This window comes from Psychrobacter proteolyticus, assembly GCF_038155145.1.
Taxonomy (GTDB): domain Bacteria; phylum Pseudomonadota; class Gammaproteobacteria; order Pseudomonadales; family Moraxellaceae; genus Psychrobacter; species Psychrobacter proteolyticus_B.
In genome coordinates this window covers 37004-59202 of record NZ_JBAKAY010000006.1, presented here as the reverse complement: position 1 = coordinate 59202, position 22199 = coordinate 37004, and the positions used below count along the sequence as shown (strand labels likewise).

Annotated in this window: 18 protein-coding genes; 10 read left to right on the top strand and 8 right to left on the bottom strand. The window is 41.8% G+C overall.

Annotated elements, in window-relative coordinates; all coding sequences use genetic code 11:
* Positions 1-88: 88 nt before the first annotated feature.
* Complete coding sequence (locus V6252_RS08860; protein WP_341610131.1) at positions 89-1699, bottom strand: CYTH and CHAD domain-containing protein; 1611 nt, start codon at positions 1697-1699, stop codon at positions 89-91.
* Positions 1700-1852: 153 nt separating this feature from the next.
* Positions 1853-3439, bottom strand: a complete 1587-nt coding sequence (locus V6252_RS08855) for an isocitrate lyase (protein ID WP_101206309.1) — start codon at positions 3437-3439, stop codon at positions 1853-1855.
* A 698-nt stretch (positions 3440-4137) separates the two neighbouring features.
* Here V6252_RS08855 and V6252_RS08850 point away from each other — a divergent pair.
* On the top strand, positions 4138-5127 hold the full coding sequence (locus V6252_RS08850) for a LysR family transcriptional regulator (protein WP_057761159.1): 990 nt from the start codon (positions 4138-4140) through the stop codon (positions 5125-5127).
* A gap of 403 nt (positions 5128-5530) precedes the next feature.
* Positions 5531-6904, top strand: coding sequence for an NAD-dependent succinate-semialdehyde dehydrogenase (locus V6252_RS08845; protein ID WP_341610130.1), 1374 nt, complete (start codon positions 5531-5533; stop codon positions 6902-6904).
* 171 nt (positions 6905-7075) lie between these two features.
* Here V6252_RS08845 and purN read toward each other — a convergent pair whose 3' ends face one another.
* Positions 7076-7768: a phosphoribosylglycinamide formyltransferase gene (gene purN / locus V6252_RS08840; RefSeq protein ID WP_341610129.1), complete on the bottom strand. Its 693-nt coding sequence runs from the start codon at positions 7766-7768 to the stop codon at positions 7076-7078.
* Positions 7768-8829 carry a phosphoribosylformylglycinamidine cyclo-ligase gene (purM, locus tag V6252_RS08835; RefSeq protein ID WP_341610128.1) on the bottom strand — a complete coding sequence of 354 codons (1062 nt, stop codon included), beginning with the start codon at positions 8827-8829 and terminating at the stop codon, positions 7768-7770. The genes purN and purM overlap by 1 nt, the downstream gene beginning before the upstream one ends.
* A gap of 521 nt (positions 8830-9350) precedes the next feature.
* Here purM and V6252_RS08830 point away from each other — a divergent pair.
* From V6252_RS08830 to V6252_RS08820, 3 genes are all read left to right on the top strand, one after another.
* Positions 9351-10457, top strand: coding sequence for an AI-2E family transporter (locus tag V6252_RS08830; RefSeq protein ID WP_160022555.1), 1107 nt, complete (start codon positions 9351-9353; stop codon positions 10455-10457).
* 328 nt (positions 10458-10785) lie between these two features.
* Complete coding sequence (hda, locus tag V6252_RS08825; protein WP_102093670.1) at positions 10786-11589, top strand: DnaA regulatory inactivator Hda; 804 nt, start codon at positions 10786-10788, stop codon at positions 11587-11589.
* Between the two features lie 102 nt (positions 11590-11691).
* A complete protein-coding gene (locus V6252_RS08820; protein ID WP_341610127.1) occupies positions 11692-12396 on the top strand; it encodes a DUF2057 family protein in 705 nt (234 codons plus the stop codon).
* Positions 12397-12514: 118 nt separating this feature from the next.
* On the opposite strand, the gene V6252_RS08815 is transcribed toward V6252_RS08820, so the two are convergent.
* Together V6252_RS08815 and V6252_RS08810 are read right to left on the bottom strand one after the other, a co-directional pair.
* Positions 12515-13000 carry a Dps family protein gene (locus V6252_RS08815; protein WP_160022561.1) on the bottom strand — a complete coding sequence of 162 codons (486 nt, stop codon included), beginning with the start codon at positions 12998-13000 and terminating at the stop codon, positions 12515-12517.
* A 266-nt stretch (positions 13001-13266) separates the two neighbouring features.
* Complete coding sequence (locus V6252_RS08810) at positions 13267-13926, bottom strand: YcxB family protein (protein ID WP_101206317.1); 660 nt, start codon at positions 13924-13926, stop codon at positions 13267-13269.
* Positions 13927-14424: 498 nt separating this feature from the next.
* On the opposite strand from V6252_RS08810, the gene serS reads away from it, so the two are divergent.
* The 5 genes from serS (at position 14425) to V6252_RS08785 (ending at position 20053) form a co-directional block, all read left to right on the top strand.
* Complete coding sequence (gene serS / locus V6252_RS08805; RefSeq protein ID WP_341610126.1) at positions 14425-15711, top strand: serine--tRNA ligase; 1287 nt, start codon at positions 14425-14427, stop codon at positions 15709-15711.
* 13 nt (positions 15712-15724) lie between these two features.
* A complete protein-coding gene (locus tag V6252_RS08800; RefSeq protein ID WP_341610125.1) occupies positions 15725-16105 on the top strand; it encodes a hypothetical protein in 381 nt (126 codons plus the stop codon).
* Between the two features lie 93 nt (positions 16106-16198).
* Positions 16199-18196, top strand: coding sequence for a transketolase (gene tkt / locus V6252_RS08795; RefSeq protein ID WP_341610124.1), 1998 nt, complete (start codon positions 16199-16201; stop codon positions 18194-18196).
* A gap of 270 nt (positions 18197-18466) precedes the next feature.
* Positions 18467-19009, top strand: coding sequence for a hypothetical protein (locus V6252_RS08790; RefSeq protein ID WP_341610123.1), 543 nt, complete (start codon positions 18467-18469; stop codon positions 19007-19009).
* Between the two features lie 60 nt (positions 19010-19069).
* The gene (locus V6252_RS08785; RefSeq protein WP_341610122.1) at positions 19070-20053 is read left to right on the top strand and encodes a nuclease-related domain-containing protein; all 984 of its coding nucleotides are present in this window, start codon (positions 19070-19072) and stop codon (positions 20051-20053) included.
* A 110-nt stretch (positions 20054-20163) separates the two neighbouring features.
* On the opposite strand, the gene V6252_RS08780 is transcribed toward V6252_RS08785, so the two are convergent.
* Both V6252_RS08780 and V6252_RS08775 read right to left on the bottom strand, forming a co-directional pair.
* Positions 20164-21135: a peptide ABC transporter ATP-binding protein gene (locus V6252_RS08780; RefSeq protein WP_201608111.1), complete on the bottom strand. Its 972-nt coding sequence runs from the start codon at positions 21133-21135 to the stop codon at positions 20164-20166.
* Positions 21132-22199: an ABC transporter ATP-binding protein gene (locus V6252_RS08775; protein ID WP_238052082.1), complete on the bottom strand. Its 1068-nt coding sequence runs from the start codon at positions 22197-22199 to the stop codon at positions 21132-21134. Before V6252_RS08775 ends, V6252_RS08780 begins: the two co-directional genes overlap by 4 nt.

The window sequence follows — 22199 nt, the reverse complement described above, 5'->3', positions numbered from 1 at the left end:
ACAGCTGGTTATATAACAAGCTGTCTTTTTTATGGAGCAGTATTACTTTATGAAAGTAGTATCCGTCATAAAAATAATATTACTACTTCTACCAAAACGTTGAGCTATCTGCAAATTTTGCTAAACGTGCATCAATATGACTCTGGTCATCAGTCAGTATGGCAGCGAACCAACCCGCACCATATAAAGCATTAGTATCTGTCTTTGATTTCAACTCATAAAACTGCTGATATTGATTATCATCATTCAGTTGTTCTAACGATTTTTGCGCTTTTATCAGCCGTTTTAGCCAACGTTTGGTTTTCTTTTTAGCTTTTTTCTTACTTAGTAAGGGCGTAGAAAATTCACTGATGTAACGTAAATCTCGTAACTGATCCAGCAGCTCGATTTCAGGTTGGTCATTATCTGCAATGTCTGTGTTTACCTCTATGTCATCGCTCACAAGCTCAGCAACACTTACTTCGTCACTTACTTCATTACTTATTTCGTCAGCTTTTTTATTGGTTTTAAGGCATTTTTTATATTGTTTAGAAAGGACTTTCGTTAGCTTATCGCGGGCAAGCTGATCAGTCTGAGGTTCAATGCTTGAGTCGCTCATAGTAAAGGCAATCAGCTCTAGCAAGGTTATCTGAAAGTCATTGGCTTGCAGCGTATTGATGGGCGTGATTTTGATACTTTCAATATCTGTTGTCCAGTCAACGGCAGGCGCGCCACATGCTTGTAGCTCAGGTTCGATCTGTGTATTGATATAAGCAAATTGATAATAGTCGCTAAGCAAGGTTGCAGTTTGCTTTAGTATCGGCAGCCATTCAGGATTAATCTCATCAGAGAAGTCGGTAAATGCTTTCAACGCAGTACGCAAGCGATCAATACCAATCCGCAACTGTAGAATATGATCGTCATCTATACTGCCAGCGACGATAGCACTGCTGTTTGGTAATATCTGTAATAAACAATTATGTACGACCGCACGTATAAAGGCAGATGCACTGCTGTCTTTGTCTATTTGCAATTGACTTAGGTTTGCGTTGACTGCTGGACTGTGTTTTTGTCCGTTAATAAGTAAGCCACCGTTTTCAGCTTTGGTAACGGTAGATAGACACAGCTTATAGCGCTTGCACCATGTTTTGGCAGTCGTAAATAGAAAATCTAAATCTCCTGACACCAGCTCAAACTCTATCTCTTGAATGGCCCTGCGTAGCGAGTCATCAGTACCATGGATGATTTCTCCCTGATCGTAAGCCATTTCGATACAGTTATCGGTTTCATCCTCATTACTTTCTGTTAGCAACCGCGTAGTGCGCTCGACATCAGTCACATAAAGTCGTGTCAGATTTTTCGCTAACTTTTTGAGCTTAAAATTAGCCAATGCTGCAGCGATTGGAGTGTCTTCATATATCGCTAAATCAGGCATCAGCTCATTATTATCGAGCATCGCTTGTACTTGCTTATTATCGAGTACGGCATTGTGCTCCAAGCGTGCCGCGATACCATCACCACCAGCTTTAATGGTTTGGACCCATGTATCGCCTTCTTTGCGAATACGCAGGCCGATACCTGCCTGTGCAAGCTGTTGGTCAGGCGTATCGTAATAGTGTGCAGCCAGTTGTGTCACTTGTGAGGATTTAACGTGCGTTTGACGCATTAATCCCTTTAGTCGCGACTCTGGTACCAAAAACTTCAGCTCTATCTCTTGCATATTAGCTCCTAATAATTCTGACTGATGGCTCTGATCGATAGTTGTGATAAACAATTATTAGTCTACCATTCTATGATTATTTAAACCGCAATAAAAAACCGCCCTACATGATGTAGGGCGGTTTTTTGATAAATACTGCTAGTCTGTCGGTTATTAGAACTGGTTCATCGTGTTCTTGCCGCCGCCAGCTTTCAGAGCGTTATCGCCTGAGAAGATTTCTTTGTGGTCATCGCCAAGGTCAGAACCAGCCATTGCTTGGTGCTTAACACAAGAGATGCCTTCGCGGATTTCTTTACGCTGTACGCCAGCTGCATAAGCAAGCATGCCTTCTTCACCGAAGTAGCCTTTAGCAAGTTCATGCACGCTAAGTGCAGTCGTGTGGTAAGTCGGTAGCGTGATTAAGTGATGGAATACACCAGCTTCACGTGACGCATCACGTTGGAAGTTCTTAGCGGCTACGTCAGCTGCTGCATCAAGCTCAGTACCGTCATAATCAGCACTCATCAAGTCATCTTTATTGTATGCAGAGATGTCTTTGCCTTCTTCTTCCCACTGAGCGATAACTTGCTTACGGAAGTTAAGTGTCCAGTTGAATGATGGGCTGTTGTTGTATACAAGCTTGGCTTTAGGCTGCTGTTCTTTAATACGGTCAACCATCATTTTGATGTGTTCTACGTCTGGAGTTGGTGTTTCGATCCATAGTAGGTCAGCGCCGTTTTCTAGAGCAGTTACACAGTCAAGTACAACACGGTCAATGTTAGTCTCTTCACGGAATTGATATAGACCGTTAGGTAGACGAACTGGGCGTACTAGCTTGCCGTTGTGCTTAAGTAGGCTGTCATTTTCTTGAGCATTTTCTAGCGTTACTTCTTCCATTTCGATGAAATCGATATATTTAGAAGCAAGATCGCCTGGCTCATTTGATACTGGAATTTTTTGCGTTAGTGATGCGCCTTCAGAGTCAGTACGAGCAACGATAACGCCGTCTTCAACACCAAGCTCTAGGAATGCATAACGAATAGCGTTTAGTTTAGAGATGAAGTCTTCATGCGGTACAGTTACTTTACCAGCCTGGTGACCACATTGCTTAGCATCAGATACTTGGTTTTCAACCTGAATGGCACAAGCACCAGCTTCGATCATTTGCTTAGTCAATAGGTAAGTAGCTTCTTCGTTACCGAAACCTGCATCGATATCAGCGATGATTGGCACAACATGTGAATCAAAGTTTTCGATTTTTTCTAGGATAGCTGAAGTGTCTTGGCCAGCTTCTTCAGCAGCGTTTAGCTCACGGAAGTAATCGTTCAATACTTTAGCATCTGCTTGACGTAAGAAGGTGTAGATTTCTTCGATTAGCTTAGGTACTGAGGTTTTTTCGTGCATAGATTGGTCAGGTAGTGGACCAAACTCAGAGCGTAGAGCAGCTACCATCCAACCTGAAAGATAGATATAAGTTTTAGAAGTCGTACCGAAATATTTTTTCTTAGCGTACATAGTTTGCTGTGCAACAAAACCATGCCATGCACCTAAAGACTGCGTGTACTGAGACGTATCATTGTCATAATCTTCCATGTCTTGACGCATGATTTTTGCAGTATATTTTGCGATATCCAAACCCGTTTTAAAACGGTTTTGTGACATCATACGTGCAGCATCAACTTCGCTAATGTTCTGCCAGTTGCCGTGCTTTTGCTTTAATTCACGTACTAAGTCGATCGCTGATTTATATGCAGTTGACATCTATAGTCTCCTTGGTGGGGTGTAAAAACAAATAAATTAATTGTTAAAATAATGGGTCTGTCGTTTTACTAAAATCCGCTTTACTAAAACCTTTGTACTAAAAAATAATATTCAAAATTTGGTCTATCGTTTATCTGTCGAAGTTCTATTTACCCTAAACAAACCGTTAGGCTATTACAAGAAATTTGCTGAACTCAACAGTTGAAACTAATTGCTGGTTTATAAATATTTATCGATTCTCACTATATGTTTAAAAGGTATCTGAATACTTAATAGGCAGTGATGTCATAATTGGTAGCAAGAGATGTTACAATAATGAGGTCAATTAACCGTATTTAACGACTGATAAAAACCATTAATATATTACTTAGCGACAATATTTAATTGGATGAAAACAGCTTATGAACCTAAAGTTCGTCGTCTATGCTGCAAATCCTTTATAGAACTCACTATAACCACCTTACCAAGATTTATCTAATTTATGATAGTTATCTTTGGTATTTCTGTATGATATAATGTTTATATAACAGGGCCTTACGATAGGTTGAATGAGTTATAGTGCAGCTCTATCAGAAAAAACTAGAACCAAATTAGTAAAAAATAATGAAATTATGCTGTTATAACGCACAAATCATTGTAGCAGCACTACAAATGCCAGCCTTAATATGGCGTTTACTCAAAAGCCAAGAGAACCAAATATGAATTTGCAGCGGGTTGATTTAAATTTATTAGTCCATCTAGATGTGTTGCTACGAGAAAAAAACGTCACTCGCGCAGCCGAGCAGCTTGGGATTACTCAGCCTGCTATGAGTAATATCTTGCGCCGTTTGCGTAAGCTGTTTAATGATCCATTATTGGTACGCTCATCTGAGGGTATGACGCCGACTGAACGCGCTCTTGAGCTACAGCCACGTATCCGTGAGATACTCGCTGACTTGACTCAAGTGTTGGAGCCACGTACCGAATTCCGCCCTTATAGTACCTCTCGTGTGTTCCGTATCATGACATCGGATTATGCCGAAGCGACCCTAGTACCTAAGCTGGTAAAAGCACTACGTTCTGAAGCGCCTAATGTGATTTTGGACTTTTTGACTCCATCAGACGTCTCTTATCGAGATATGGAGCAGGGACGAGTTGATTTAGCGATTAACCGTTTTAATGAAATACCTCAAAGTTTCCATCAGGTTCTAGTGTGGCGTGATACTTTTAGTTGCTTATTATCTTCTGACAGTCCTTATGCCAATCGTTTTAATTTGAAAAACTACCTTAAAGCACAGCACGTTTGGGTATCTAAAACAGGGATGGGTGTTGGTTTTGGGGTTAATCCAGAGAAATCTGGTGGACTTGGCTCTATCGATCAGGCCTTGCAGCGCCTTGGTCAAAAACGCCAAATCAGTGTCTTTACTCGACATTATCAAATGCCTGCCATGCTTGCAGCAAATAAAGATTTGATAGCGACCTTGCCAACACGTGTGGCAAGAATGCAGGCAAATAATGATAGCATTATGATGGAAGATCCGCCGTTTTTTATTCCTGAGTTTGAGCTTACGATGGCATGGTCTCCTTTGTTGCAGCATCACCCAGCCCATCGCTGGTTACGTCAGCTAATTATGCATGTGGCACGACAAGTCGTTGCTGAAGAAGAAAATCCACCACAAGAGATACCGGTTATTAATCATTTGTTTTGATTGGTTTGTGTGAGTTGAATCTATCTTTTATTAAAGTGACATATTTCCTATTATTTAATTTTTTAATAAACATATTCTCCTATATCTCCCACTCTATATAGTTATTAGACCAGCCGTTAGGCTGGTTTTTTTATGTTCTAGGGATTAATAATTGATATTTTACATTTAGATAGACTTAATAATTCAGTCACACTATTAACATCTTCAACACACTTCACAATATATTGTAAAACTCTTAATCAAATAGCTTGTTAAGATAACGGCAGATAGAAAACGAGCTACCAATAGACTGTGCTATCGACGTAAATTTAATAATTAAAACTGTCACAGCAAAATAACTACAAGTGGCAATAAACCCGATTATACATCCCAAATATAAATTCGAATAATAAGGACAGTAACTATGTCAAACATTACTACTATTAACCCAACCACGGGCGAAGAAATTAGTAACTACAATTATATGAGCAATGACGAAGTCAACAAAATTGTCGATGCTTCACATAATGCATTTTTAGAATGGCGTACAGTAAGCCATGAGGAACGAGGTCGTGTCATTAAATCTATCGGTGATAAGCTGATGGAGTACAAAGAAGAGCTGGCTAAGCTGATGACTGAAGAGCGCGGTAAGCTATATAGTCAGAGCATGCAAGAGATTGATCTCTGTAAAGCCATCTGTGATTACACTGCTGAAAATGGTGTTGCTTCTTTAGCTGATGATGTACGTGATATCGAAAGCATGAAGAAAGGGTTAGTGACGTACCAGCCTATCGGTATTATCTATGGCATGCAGCCTTGGAACTTCCCAGCGTATCAGGTATTCCGTTATACCATCGCAAACTTGATGGCAGGTAACAGCGTCCTGTTAAAACACGCATCAAACGTAACAGGCTCTGGTCTACTAATTGAAAAAATTCTTCACGAGTCTGAATTACCAAGTGATTTGTTCCGTACGATTATCATCGATCATGATCAATCAGAAGCATTGATTAGTAATGACAAAGTACGCGGCGTGACATTGACAGGTAGTGACAAAGCAGGCGTGATCGTTGGACAGCAAGCAGCGAAAGCAATTAAAAAAGCGGTATTAGAGCTAGGTTCAAATGATGCATTTATCGTATTAGAAGATGCAGATATCGAAACTGCAGTAGAAACTTGTACTCAAGCACGTTTAATCAATAACGGTGAAACTTGTGTAGCAGCCAAACGCTTTATCGTAGTCGATAGCGTATATGACGAATTCCGTAAGCGTATCGTTGAGAGGTTTGAAGGTACCAAAGCGGGTGATCCAACGGATGACAGTTCAGATATCGGTCCATTAGCACGTGCAGATTTGCGTGAGCAGCTACATGAGCAAGTAGAGCAAAGTGTGGCTAAAGGTGCAACGATTGCTGTTGGTGGTAAAGTACCTGAAGGTAAAGGTAGCTTCTATCCAGCAACTATCCTAGAGAATGTTGAGAAAGGTCAACCTGCATACGATGACGAACTATTTGGCCCTGTCGCTTCATTGATTCGTGCCAAAGATGAAGATGACGCAATGCGCATCGCTAACGACAGTCGTTATGGTCTAGGTGGCGCGATTTTCTCGAAAGATGAAGAGAAAGCTGTTCGTCTAGCACGTGAGCAATTTGATACAGGTATGGTCTATATCAATGGTTATGGTCTTGCCAATCCTGCACTGCCATTTGGTGGCGTGAAAAACTCAGGCTATGGCCGTGAGCATGGCGGTTTTGGTATCAAAGAGTTTGTCAACATCAAAGCGGTTCATGTATTCTAAGAATGAACTAACTAGACAAATTAGCTAAATAGATAACTATTTACGATTTTAAATGATTTTAAATAATAAATGGTTATCAAATAAAAAAGCCCAGTTGCTCGTAATGAGTAATTGGGCTTTTTATTGAGCTATATAAAGTGGTATTAAAATCAACTTAATAAGCTGAGATTTTTATCCGTCTATAAGCAATTGCAAAGGCAACTTAGGCAAATAAGTTTCCGTTTGCGATGATGTATTATTTGCTTCAAGTGATAATACATTTTTTGCTAGTAGTAAAATCGTCCAAGGTAGTAGCTGATGCTCAAGCTTCTGCACCCGTGACTGTAAACTCTCTGCGGTGTCGTTGATATCGACATCTAATACAGCTTGAGTCAATACCTGACCTGCATCAAGCTCCGCGGTCACTTTATGAATACTACAACCGTGACGACGTTCACCCGCTTGTATGACCCGTTTATGAGTATCTAAACCCTTATAAACCGGAAGTAGAGAAGGGTGAAGGTTAATCATGGGCGCTGGTACATTATCGATAAATGAGCCACTTAGTACGCGCATAAACCCAGCTAAGACGATCAAGTCAGGTTGCCACGCTATTAGCTGTTCGTTGGCGTGGGTTTCAAATGTCTTGATACCCATACGTTTACCACTAGCAACGTGTGACAATACCGCAACTGGAATATTGGCATCTTTAGCACGAGTCAATGCATAAGCATCTTCACGGTTACTGATAACACCAACGATTTCAATCGGTAGCGCACCTGCTTGCATTGCATTGATTAACACTTGCAGGTTGCTACCACTTCCTGAGACTAGAACAGCAATACGCAATGGTTTGATAGGCTGGCTTGCGTTATCAATTGACATTAACGGTACACCACTGCATCCGCCTGGCCATCAGTGCTGCGTTTGATCATTTCACCTATTTGCCAAGCTGTCTCGCCTGCATCAGTCAAGGTTTGGATAGCAGCTTCTGCTTTGTCTTTTGGCATAACGATGACAAAACCAACGCCGCAGTTAAAGGTACGGTACATTTCGCTCTGTGCGATATTACCTTGGGTCTGTAGCCAAGTGAATAGTTCTGAGAACTGCCAGCTATTAGTATCGATGCTAGCCGCTAAGTTATCAGGTAGTACACGTGGCAAGTTATCCGTTAGACCACCGCCTGTGATGTGTGACATCGCATGCAAAGCTGAGCTACCAAGTGTATCTTGTAATGCTTTGATTGCTTTTACATAGATACGGGTAGGAGCCATTAGAGCGTCTTGAATAGGCTGACCGTCTAGTTGCTCGTCGCTACTCGTAACATCCACACCGCTAACTTCGATGACTTTACGAACTAATGAGTAGCCGTTTGAGTGCGCGCCACTTGAGGCAAGGGCAATCAGTACATCGCCTTCTGCGACATTTTCACCAGTGACAACTTCTGCTTCTTCAACCACGCCTACACAAAATCCAGCTAGATCGTAATCGTCATCTTGATACATGCCTGGCATTTCAGCAGTTTCACCACCGATAAGCGCACAGTTAGCTAGTTTACAACCATCACCAATACCAGTCACGACAGTCGCCGCTACATCGACATCCAGCTTACCAGTTGCATAGTAGTCTAAGAAGAACAATGGCTCTGCGCCGCAAACTAATAGATCGTTGACGCACATCGCGACCAAATCAATACCAATCGTGTCATGACGGTTCAACTGTAGGGCTAATTTTAGTTTGGTGCCGACGCCATCAGTGCCAGAAACCAATAATGGTGAGGTATAACCTGTCGGGATACGGCATAACGCACCAAAACCGCCAAGTCCACCCACGACTTCAGGACGAGTAGTGGCTTTTGCAACGGACTTGATTCGCTGAACCAAAGCATCGCCTGCATCGATATCAACACCGGCATCTTTGTAGCTTAAAGAAGGCTTGTCACTCATAGTCATCTCACAGTTGGGGATAGATAATTGGGATTAGAAGGTAAAGTAATTGAGCACGCAAAAATCAGCGTTATAAAGTTCAAAAGCAAAGTTTAAAGACAGTGCGCGCATTATACCCAAAAACAGACCGTACTCGCAAAGCAACTTGCCAATATTTGACTAAGATTTGCATTAAGTTGCAAATAAGCGGTTAAGAAACAAAAAATGACTGATTTTTTGTTGTACTCTGCGATAATAGAACGCTAAATTTATTGTCGATAATGGCTTTAATACAAGTCCAAATGTGATTGACAGAATAAAAACTAATAAACATAAATTTATTAAAAATTAGACTTTTTAGGAACTTTAAGACGTCTCAGTTTAGCTAGCTAAAACTAATGAGAAAAGAAAGCAATTTGCCTAGTGACACATCGTGATGACTATAGTTATATCATTTAGAAATCGCTATCACTGACTGACTCCCTGTCAATTTTTCAAACCTGTCAATTTTTTAACCTCGTCCAACTATAGGATTACTTGCCATGATGAACCAACCAATAGATCCTTTTTTTCGGCGTTTATTTATTGTCGTGGCATTAGTTGTTGCTGTGTTTCTCTTGTATTTAATGATGCCAGTCATCGTACCCTTCGTTTTTGCCTTTATGTTGGCTTATCTATTTAATCCTCTAGTCAAGCGCCTATCAAAATACATCAAGCGCTGGGTCGCGATTATTATCGTCTACTCGACGATTACTCTAGGGATGGCGTTATTATTATGGTGGTTGGTACCGACATTGTGGCATCAGCTGCAAGCGGCGTGGGATTATTTGCCAAAGATATTTAATTGGTACAATCAAGTCGTACGAGAGTGGTTCAATAGTAATACTCGTATCAAATTGCCCCAATTAGAGTCCAAAGAGTTTTCCGATACTCTCGTCGATTATATGCAAACGAATTATAAGTTCGCTGATGCTAGCACCATGATGAGCCAAATACTGACCTCAAGTATGAACTTCATCAATAATGCAGGTCTTATTGTATTAGTGCCTATCTTAACCTTTTACTTCCTATTTAATTGGGATCAGCGTTTGCATAACTGGAAGATGGCGATACCAGGTGCTTACTGTCAAAAAGTGACTGAAATAGCCAAAGAGTGTGATCTGGCATTGATGGCGTTTATCAAAGGTCAATTACTGGTGATGGTGTTGCTAGGCGCTATTTATGCCGTACAGTTACAGCTCATTGGATTGGAGCTTGGGCTTATCATTGGTATGGTAGCAGGCATTGCCAGTTTTGTACCGTACTTAGGGTTTGGTATTGGTTTTATCGCGGCTATTATCGCCTGTCTATTTCAGTTCGGATTGGACTGGACGTATTTGTCATTGGTCGTAGGTGCGTTCTTGATTGGACAAGCTGCAGAAGGTTATATCCTACAACCATTGCTGTTAGGTGATAAGATTGGTCTATCACCATTGTGGGTCATATTTGCTGTATTGGCAGGTGCCAGTCTACTAGGTTTTGTCGGTATGCTTATTGCCTTACCAGTGTCCGCTGTCTTAAATGTGTTGTTCCGCCATTTATACAGCTATTATCGAACGACTGACTTTTATAAAGGTCGTAAACAACTGGCATTGTTTGAAAAAAGATAATTATCTTATTATTGAATACACTAGATAAAGATTGATATGTAATATCAAGATAGGCACGCAATGATTGATAAGGCTTAATGGGTAAAAGACTTGTCAGTCATTTTGTAAATATGTTATATATAGGCGCAGTGTTGATAGTATCAACCGTTTTGGTACCAGCTTTCCTAAATTTGTTTTCAACAAAGTGACTGACTTATTTTTGCAAAGGCTATAGGGCCATTAACTACAGTTGTATCGGCTAGTATTGATATTAATGAATACAGCTCAACGTAACCTGTCCCTTTTATTGTATTTTTCCATTGCACTACGCAACACGAGTTGATGATTCATGGCAGAAGCACAGCTAAGTCTCAATCTGGACATTAAGCATGATGCAAGTCTCAGCGACTTTGCCGGTCCCGGTTGGATGTCGATTATTGATGCAGTACGGCAGTTACATGTCGGCCTGATCGGTCAACTATATCTGTTTGGTAGCCCTGCTACAGGTAAGTCCCATTTGCTGTCTGCTATTTGCGAGTCATTTATCGAGATGGACAAATCGGCTATCTGTTTGTCCCTTAATGAGCTGATTCATACAGATGTCCACGTACTATCATCTTTAGAAAACTTTGATCTTATTGCCATTGATGATTTGGAAGTGCTTGAACAAAGCAGTCAGTGGCAAGAAGCTTTATTTCACCTGATCAATCGTAGCCGAGAAGGGCAACGCCAGTTGTTGTTTGCCGCTAATAAACCCGCTGATGATTTACCGTTTCAGTTAAGGGATTTAATGACGCGTTTGGCACAGGCACCGACCTTTAAAGTGCCTACTGGTCATGATTTAGCAGACAGACAAGCACTATTACAGTCTATTTTGCGTCGACGTGGATGGCAGTTTGACGATCGAATTATTGATCACTTACTAACTGATGGACCGCATCGTATCGGTGCGATGATGGAAGTACTTAATTATATTCAACCAATGTTCTCTAACCTTGGTCGTAGTAATATCTCAAAAGCAGTCATAAGTGATGCTTTGCGTACCATCGATGAGCAGACGCTTGCCGCGGAGCTGGCGGATATCGCTCAAGAGACGCAAGTAGATAACGACACGCCTGATCAAGACCAACATACGATGCCACTTGATTTTTAGCAGCAAGACTTCTAGCAGTAAGGCTTTTAGCAGTAAAAAATGAATAACCGTTAGAATACGAATATTTTGTCCAACTCGCTTTTACTATTAATGGAATAACTTATGAAATCGAATACTTTTTTGCTAAAGAAATTAACGATAAGCACGTTGTTGGTGGGGGCTGCCTCGGTTTCTATGTTGTCACAGGCAGCGGTTACTCTACAGGTTGATGACCATATCAAAGTAACTGCTATTAATGGGCAGGAAATTCAGCAGAGTGCTTTTCAGCCGCTGCAAAAAACCTTTACGTTACAGCCTGGACAACACGCTATTACTGCTAAGTATGACCGACTATATAACTTGCGTCGTGATGAGCATGATTATTTGCGTTCAGGTAATGTCAGTGTGACGGCACAATTAGCCGACAATCAAACATATCGTTTGACTATGCCTAATCAACCAGAAGATTATGAAGCTGCTAGAGAATATGCCAAGCAGCCTACGCTCGCTGTGCAACAGAACAATACTGTCATTGCTAGCCAGCAAAGTATGGCCGGTAACCAAGGCGGTCTATTTTCAGGCCTTGGTAAAGCGCTAGGCGGCGTATTCGGCGGTGCAGGTGATGCAGAGCTACAGAATCAACGTGCTATTGCCTCTTTAGATCAACCAGCAGTAAATACTACTAGCAACGTCAATACTAGTACGACCACTGTTAAGCAAGCTACTAGCGTAAGCACTTCTACTAGTACACTAGATACGTTTATGCAAGTATGGCTACAGGCCACACCTGCTGAACGTGAAAAAATGCGTCAATGGATCCAAAAATAAAACAGCCTTCTCTAAAAGATAGACAATAAAAAAGCACCTAATTAGGTGCTTTTTTATTTTTTAGAATTTGATGATCATTAGGCTTATTAAAATTTAGCCTAGTAAAATCTAACGACTATTAACCCAAAAACGCGTTGTACATCCATACCAGTTTTTCTTGCTCTTGTACGTAAGCATCAACTAGGTCAGCTGAACCTTGGTCTTCGCTCTCTTCTGCTAGGGCTGATACTTGGCGCTGCTCTGCAATTAACGCTTGCAAGCCAGTGACCACACCTTTGACACAGCTTGTGCCATCTTTGACGTTTTTGTCTTCACTAATACTAGTATGCTGCGTAAAATCGCTATAAGCGTGAAGTGGTGTACCACCCAACGTTAAGATACGCTCAGCGATTTCATCAATTTGGAGTTGTAGTGATGTATATAGCTCTTCAAATTGTGGATGCAAAGTAAAGAAATGCTCACCTTTTACATTCCAGTGATAGCCACGTACGTTTAAATAAAACACGTGATATGTTGATAGTAGATTGTTTAACTTGGCGATGACTTCGCTCATGTCTGCTTTTTCTAGACCGATCTGGTTAGTAGCATTATTAGAATTACTCATAGTATTGTCCTTATAGTGTGAGTGTAGTTATATGATAATAAATAAAGAAGAATAAAGACTCTAATAAATTGAAATACAGCGAAAAATACTTTAGTTTTCATCTGTACCTATCAATATAGACTCTATCTCTTCCTTTGATGCTTATAATAATAGCAAACTATCATTAATAAGTTAAATTTAATAAATACAATTTTACGATTGGTTTTATAAAAATTAAATCAAGTCTCTCTATTGTTTTTCTAAACGATAGAGAGACCTCATTACATTTACGCTGGTGGCTGCAAGTTTTCAGGATTTAAGCCTTTAACGGGAACCACTTCTTGTAAGTGTTGACGTATCGTATCGATAGGAAACTTCTGTGCTTGCAAGCGTTTCGGTACGATTTGGCTACCTTGTTGACCTTTTAGCTCAAACATCATAAAGATATAGTCGTCAGTCTCGTCCCAGCTCTTGATAGAGGTCCAAGGAATAACTGCTTGCTGAGTCGCACCTGCACGCATTTGCATACCGCGCATTTGCGAGTTTTTCATCATATCAGGCTGGTTGCTTGGCATCGCCATGACTAGACCATGCTTTTGCACACCTAACTTCATCTGGCGCATTTCATCTGGCATCTCTTGGTCAGCCACTTGTTTGTCAAACTCTCTTTTTACGTACCATTTAAAACCTAAAGTACGTGCCAATAGATAAATCACCACACCAACCAGCATTAACCAAAAGATAATGGTTGAATAGCCTGTCACAAAGATAAGTCCTGCAATAGCGAGTACCACAACCACTGCCATGATGATCCACTCTTTGGTCTTAAAGCTTGATAAACCAAAAGAAGGGCTGGCACTGGCAAACAGTTCATACTGTGCTTGGTGAAATTCAGCCTCAGTTAGGTTTAAGGCGACAGGTTGGAGCGTGTAGGGGTACAGGGCCATAAAGGTTTCTCAAATACTTATATTAAAAGCGTTGGATTAAAACTGCCAAAGCGAAGCAGCGATGCTGTACTTGGCTAGAAGTGAATAAAGGTATGCGCTTATCTTACCGAAAAGTACTCCTAAATGAAACATATAAGCAAGACTGTTCACGGATAGATGTCATATTAATGACGTAGTTCAAGCTCTATACTCAGCTTATTAAGACCAGACGAAAGCAAAAGTGAGTAATTAAAAACAGAACAACTTGTGATAAGCGATTAGCATAATGAACAAAACCTAGAGAAAGTCAGTTAAAAATAGCGAAAAGTAGTCAAAGATATCCAAAACATGGTCAAATCTGCCGTGTCTTGGTATTATAGCGTCTACAAGATATGTTGATATAAAACATAACGTCATAGCCAGTTGTCACAAAGACTGTGATAGCGATGTGCTAGGCAATTACTCTATTAATAATACTTTTAAACCTTTTACTCACCTTTAGTGTTACAGGCAACTACTATGATTGATCCGAAACTCTTACGCGGCGATTTAAGCGACCTACAGCAGCAGCTAGCCACCCGTGGTTATGAGCTTGATATGGAGTTCTGGCAGACGATTGAAAACGAGCGTAAGTCTCTACAAGTTAAAACCGAAGAGTTGCAATCGCGCCGTAATGCTGGTGCAAAGCAAGTAGGTGCCCTAAAAAAATCAGGCGAAGATGCCAGTGAGCTACTGGCTGAGATGCAAAGCGTTAGCGGTGAGATTAAAGCTGCTGAAGACGAGCTACGTACGCTACAAGAGCGCATCACTCAAGCAGCTTTGCAAATTCCGAATATTCCCGCGACAGATGTACCAGTCGGTACGTCAGAAGACGATAACGTAGAAGTGCGTAAGTGGGGCACGCCGCGTACGTTTGATTTTGAAATTCAAGATCATACGCATATCGGTGAGACGCTTGGTATGCTGGACTTTGAGGCAGCGACCAAATTGACTGGTAGCCGTTTTAACGTGCTCAAAGGACAGCTGGCGCAATTGCATCGCGCACTAATTCAGTTTATGTTGAATACGCATACTATGAAGTACGGCTATCTTGAGACTTATGTGCCTTATATCGTCAATAGCGATAGCTTAAAAGGTACGGGTCAGCTGCCTAAGTTTGAAGATGATTTGTTTAAATTGAGCAATCATACGAATAACGATGAGATGGATTTTTATTTGATCCCAACTGCTGAAGTACCAATGACCAACTTGGTACGCGGCGAGCGTTTAGATATTAAAGAGCTCCCATTAAAATTCACGGCGCATACACCATGTTTTCGTAGTGAGGCAGGTTCACATGGGCGTGATACCCGTGGCTTGATTCGTCAGCATCAGTTTGAAAAAGTTGAAATGGTCAATGTCGGTACCGCTGAGCAATCTGATGACCTATTAGAAGCGATGACAGGACAGGCTGAATATATCTTGCAGCAGCTTGAATTGCCATACCGCACGGTACAGCTGTGTACTGGCGATATGGGTTTTGCTGCACAAAAAACCTATGATATTGAAGTATGGTTGCCAAGCCAAGATACCTATCGTGAAATCTCTAGCTGCTCTAACTGTGGTGATTTCCAAGCGCGCCGTATGGGTACCCGTGTCAAAGATGGCAAGCAAACCAGCTTAGCTCATACTTTAAATGGTTCAGGTTTGGCGGTTGGTCGTACGCTACTGGCAGTGATGGAAAATCATCAAAACGCTGATGGCAGCATTACGATTCCAGAAGTATTACGTCCGTTTATGGGCGGTGCTGATCGCATTGAAATCTGAGAGTAATGACATCATGAATACTTTGTCTATAATTGATGAGCTAAATTACTCACAATTTCTCATCTATGGTCAAAGTATAGGCGACGATTTGTTAGGATTTGAAATAGATGCCAATGTATCTTTCTGTTATATGGAAAATAATGTTGGTTGTGATTTTCTTTATCAAAAACGCCATGATGAGACGAATTGCATGCTTACGTTACGCTGCAAATTTGCAAATAACGTAAGCTATCAGCAAATGGCAGATTATTTAGAGGAAAGATGGCTTGAGCATGTTTGCTATCAAGAATTTGAGAAGCATTATATTGAAGTCGTTAATGATCAATTGATTTTTTATTATGTGACCCGATCAAGTTGTGGACTAGGAGTAACAGGGAAAATTGTTGCTACTTAGTTTATAATGAGCCACCTATTTAGATATCTAAGCAAATTCAGTTCAACAACCTTTTTTAATCCAATAAACTTTCCTTCAATCTTAGGACACGCTATGCCCACCCCAATTAACGAACGTAAACTAGCCAATGCCATCCGTGTACTGTCGTTTGACGCGGTTCAAAAAGCCAACTCTGGACATCCGGGTGCGCCAATGGGTATGGCTGATATTGCCGAAGTTTTGTGGCGCAAATTTTTGAAGCACAATCCAGCAGATCCTAATTGGCACAACCGTGATCGCTTTGTACTGTCAAACGGTCATGGCTCGATGCTTATTTATTCATTGCTACATTTATCAGGTTATGATGTGAGCGTTGATGACCTTAAAGGTTTCCGTCAGCTGCATTCAAAAACCCCAGGCCATCCTGAACTTGGTTACACGCCTGGTGTAGAAACGACTACTGGTCCACTAGGACAAGGCATTGCTAATGCGGTTGGTTTTGCGATCGCAGAAAAAACCCTAGCCGCACAGTTCAATCGTGACGGTCATAACGTCGTCGATCATCATACTTATGCGTTCTTGGGCGATGGTTGCTTGATGGAAGGTATCAGTCATGAAGTTTGCTCACTGGCTGGCACGTTGGCGCTTGGTAAGTTGGTATTCTTCTATGATGATAACGGTATCTCAATCGATGGTAATGTCGAAGGCTGGTTCACTGATGATACCGAAGCGCGCTTTGAGTCGTACGGCTGGCAAGTGATCAAAGTCGATGGCCATGATACTGATGCAATCACGCAAGCAACTGAGCAAGCGATTGCAGAGACTACTAAGCCAAGTCTAATTATTTGTAAAACCACGATCGGTGCTGGTAGCCCGAACAAACAAGGTCTAGCCGCCAGTCATGGTGCACCACTAGGTGATGATGAAATCGCCTTGACCCGTGATGCGCTATCTTGGAAACATGCCCCATTTGAATTAGATGACGAAATCTATGAAGCGTGGGACGCCAAAGCCAAAGGCGATGTACAGCAAAAGAACTGGGATGCGGACTTTGAAGCATACAAAAAAGCCTATCCAGAGCTTGCAGCAGAACTATCACGCCGTCTAAATGGCGAGTTGCCTGCTGACTTTGCTAGCCAAGCGCAAGCCTATATTCAGCAAACGCAAGAAGCGGGCGGCGATGTCGCTAGTCGTAAAGCCAGCCAAAATGCTATCAACAGCTTGCAGCCATTATTGCCAGAACTATTGGGCGGTTCAGCCGACCTAGCTGGTTCAAACCTGACGCTATTCAAAGGCGCTAAAGGCATCGAAAAAGACAGCGATGGCAACTATATCTATTACGGCGTGCGCGAGTTCGGTATGACTGCGATTGCCAATGGTATCGCATTGCATGGTGGCTTTATCCCTTACGTAGCGACGTTCCTAATGTTTATGGAATATGCACGTAACGCAGTACGCATGGGCGCATTGATGAAGCAGCGTGTCATCCATGTCTATACGCATGACTCTATCGGTCTTGGTGAAGATGGCCCAACGCATCAGCCAGTTGAGCAATTGACTAGCCTACGTACCACGCCAAACCTACGTACATGGCGTCCGTGTGATGCTACCGAATCTGCAAGTGCTTGGGTAGAAGCAATCAAGTCTGAAAACAACCCATCAGCATTGATCTTTAGCCGTCAGAGTCTGCCACATCAAGCACGTGATAGTGAGCAAGTAGCGAACATCACCAAAGGTGGTTATGTACTGGCAAAAGAACAAGGCGAGCTACAAGCTATCATCATCGCCACTGGTTCAGAAGTTGGCCTAGCGATGGAAGCGTATGAAGCGTTGAGCGCAAATGGTGTTGGCGTCCGTGTGGTCTCTATGCCATGTGCAGAAATTTTCGTAGAGCAAGATGCTAGCTATCGTGAAGCCGTATTGCCAGCCAATATTCGTGCTCGCGTCGCAGTAGAAGCCGCGCATGTAGATTACTGGTATAAGTTCGTTGGTCTAGATGGCAAAGTCATCGGTATGACCACTTATGGCGAATCTGCTCCTGCAAGTGACTTGTATAAAGAGTTTGGTATCACGACTGACGCTGTGGTTGAGGCGGTAAATAGTTTGGTGTAATAAACCTGACTTAGTTGTTGTTAAAAAAAGAGCTACTAGAGAAATCTAGTGGCTTTTTTTATGGTTTAATCTTTGGCTTTTCTTTTGGTCTGCTTTCATCAATATGGCTATCGGTAAAATAACTGCTTCAATCAGTACTAAATTCTGTGCCTCAATATAATGATTTAGTGGTAAATTAGAATGGACTGATTGCTCACAAAGTTAAGTTTTATTCCTTGTGCAGCTCTCATATAAAAATAAACTATATGACTATAGAACTGGAAAAATTAGATGGATAGTATCGAACTGGCAAATGCTATTACATGGCTAAAACAGATTGAACTAAGTGAAGGCTTGATAGCAGCCTGCATAATCGGAATGTTTGGACTATGCGGTATTCTCATTACTCAGAGATCTGAACGCAAAAAGGAGTATGAAGCCTTTTTGAGAATAAAGTTTGAGGAAGTAGTTTTTAGACTGGTTGATTTTGCAGCCATTATTCAGGAAGTTCAATCCAAAAGTTTTTCAGGCAATTGCGATGAAGCTTTAGATGTTGATGAATTTTACAGAGAAGGTGGCAAGATAGAAATATTGATAGCTCTATATTTTCCAGAGCTTGAGAAAAAATATGAGTTGTTTTTAAATGCAGGGGGAAACTTGATAAATGCACAGCATGAACATGAAACTAATCCTAACGATAGTACTTTAGATGTACTTAAACAGCTTGATGAAGAGTATGATCGGGTTTATAAGAGTTTTTATAAACATATCAAATCATGTTCTTCTGCTTATGCCAAGCCTTTAAAGCATCGTAAGAGAGTGCTGATTAATTAAATTTAAAGAGTTTTGGTATTACGCTTAGCACACTCTATAACCTTTCTAAAGATCGCTACCATGTCTCTAAAATCCAGCTTTAAAGGCTTCCTAGGTGAAACCGTCATCAATGTTGCCATGTGGCTTAAGCTTGAAAAAGATGTTTATCACCGTTTAAACGGTATTACCTTACCAAGAGCCAGTGGCGGCAGTACCCAAATTGACCATATCATCGTTTCTGTGTACGGCATTTTTGTGATTGAGACCAAAAACTATAAAGGCTGGATATATGGTAGCGAGAACCAAAGACAGTGGACGCAATCTTTCCCAAATGGAAGTAAATTTAAATTCCAAAATCCATTGCGCCAAAACTACTTGCACATTAAGACGCTCGCAGATTTATTAGGCTTGGAGCTGAGCTACTTCCATTCGATGATTGCTTTCATCGGTGAGTGCGAATTAAAAACTCGTGATGAGCTACCCGAACACGTATTGACGAGTGGTATGGTGTCTTATGTGAAGAAGAAGCAGGATGAAATACTGACTGAAGACGAGGTTAAGTCCATCGTTGAGCAGATTAATAGTAATAGATTTAGTAAGTCTTGGCGTACCAATAGAGAGCATAAAGCCTATCTAAAAGAGAAGCATAGCAATCCAAGCCAGAATACAAACAAACAGCCTAGCGGTAACCCTAATGATAAACCAGTTGCTGTTGCTAAAGTGGCTAATAAGCTTACACCAGAGCCGATAATAAAAGAGACCGCGAAACGAGCTAGTCTAAAAAGTAGGGAAGTGCATCGATGGTCTGGGCAGACTGAAATTGAATCTAGCGATTTACTAATTGATAGTATGGACAATCAGCAGGCAGTCACTCAGCATACAATTACATCGCACGATATTGCTGATAAGGTTTTCCTTACGCCATTTGAGATTGTAGAGCCTGAACTAGCGATGATCTCCTCTGCGACAATTGAGGTGATAGACCATACAGCTGATTTGATTCAAACAGCAACCTGCCCGAGATGTAACGGTGAGATGATCAAGCGCGTGGCAAAAAAGGCCTGAATCAAGGTCAGACCTTTTTTGGTTGTAGCCAATTTCCTAAATGTCGCGGTGTGGTGAGTATTGATTAGTCATTAATCATCTTAACCTTAATCATTTTAACCTTAGTCACCTTAACCATATATCTCTTCTAAACGTAAACAAGCCACCAATCGACCGTCCCATTCGCGCAGTTGCGGCTCTATTTCGCTGCATTGCTGCTTGGCATAGGGGCAGCGTTTATGTAGGGCGCAGCCACTTGGTGGATTTAATGGACTTGGTAGCTCACCTTGTAGGGTTAAATCATTTTTATGACCGTTTACCGTTGGTGCCGCAGCCAGTAGCGCGATGGTATAGGGGTGTTTTGGCGCATTATAAATCGCTTCTTTAGGACCGTGTTCAACAGCTTGACCCAAGTACATTACCATTACATCATCAGCGACGTGGCGCACGACGGATAGATTGTGCGAGATAAAGACGTAAGCGGTGCGATACTCATCCTGCAAATCCATAAATAGATTTAAGACTTGCGCTTGAATTGATACATCGAGTGCGGAAGTTGGCTCATCAGCGACGACGATTTTAGGATTGAGCATCATCGCGCGGGCGAGGGCAATACGTTGACGCTGACCACCCGAAAACATATGTGGGTAACGACCAGCGTGTTCGGGACGTAGACCCACATGTCTCATCATCTCGTTGATTTTGTCACGCTTTTCTTCTTTAGATAGTTTGGTATGGATATCTAATGGTTCTGTTAATTGATAGCCAATGGTATGACGCGGATTTAAGCTACCATAAGGGTTTTGAAAGACCATTTGAATTTCGGTACGCAACTCTTTTAGCGCTTTTCTACTATAGCCAGTGGTGCCTTCATCATTGATAAATAGCTCACCATGTGTGGGCGCTTCGATCAGTGTCAACTGGCGAGCAAGGGTAGATTTTCCGCAGCCTGATTCGCCAACGACGGCCAATGTCTTGCCAGCTTCAAGTTCGAAAGAGACTCCATTGAGCGCTTTCACGTACGCTTTTGCTTTGCCTAGACCTTGTGATACTGGGTAGTGCTTGTGTAGATTGTCTGCTTTTAGGACCACTTTATTACTCATACTTGTGACTCCAAGGTAGCAGCGTGAGAGGGGCGAGAAGTAATATTAGAATCAATACAACGCACCTTGCCATTGGGCGTATCTAAAATAGGTGGCGGAACTTCGCAAGCGGGCTCCTTATACGGGCAACGCGGAGATAACAAGCAACCAGCAGGTCTGTCATATTGACTTGGGACAACCCCTGGTAAACTGTTCAATCTATCTTGACCGATAGCCAACTCAGGGATGGCTTGTAGCAATGCTTCCGTATAAGGATGTGCAGGATTTTGGAAAATCTCTGGCACGGTACTGGTTTCGACCACTTGTCCAGCATACATAACCGCGACATCACGCGAGTTTTGTGCAACCAGACCCAAATCGTGGGTAATTAATACCATGGCCATTTGTTTTTCGCGTTGTAGTCGGCTGAGCAAATCCATAATTTGCGCCTGTACGGTGACATCCAAAGCCGTGGTTGGTTCATCTGCGATCAGTAGTTTTGGCTCGCAAGCAATGGCCATCGCAATCATAACCCGTTGACTCATACCACCTGATAGTTGATGCGGATAGACCTTGAGACGATTCTTTGCATCGGGCATTTCGACCAACTCTAGCAGCTCTAAGATGCGTGTTTGTACTGCTGCGCCTCGTAAACCAAGATGCTTGCGTAGTACTTCACCCAATTGCATTTCAACCGTAAAGCTTGGATTTAGGCAAGACATCGCATTCTGAAAAATCATAGAGATGTCTTTGCCAATGATGCCGCGTCTCTCTTTGGCTGACATACTGAGCATATCTTTATTATCAAACACCACTCGTTGTGCGCGTACGGTTGCGGAAGGTGGCAATAGTCCCATCAGCGCCATCATGGTGACTGATTTACCTGAGCCGGATTCACCCACGACAGCGATGACCTCCCCTTGGGTAATCTTTAACGATACATCATCCACTGCGCGAAAGGCACGCACCCCTTGTCCGAAGGTAACTGACAGGTTTTCGATATCTAACAGCAATGGTGAGTCTTTTGTTGATGCGCCATTCATAGACGTGTGAGTGATAGGCGTATTAATTAATGGTTCAGTCAT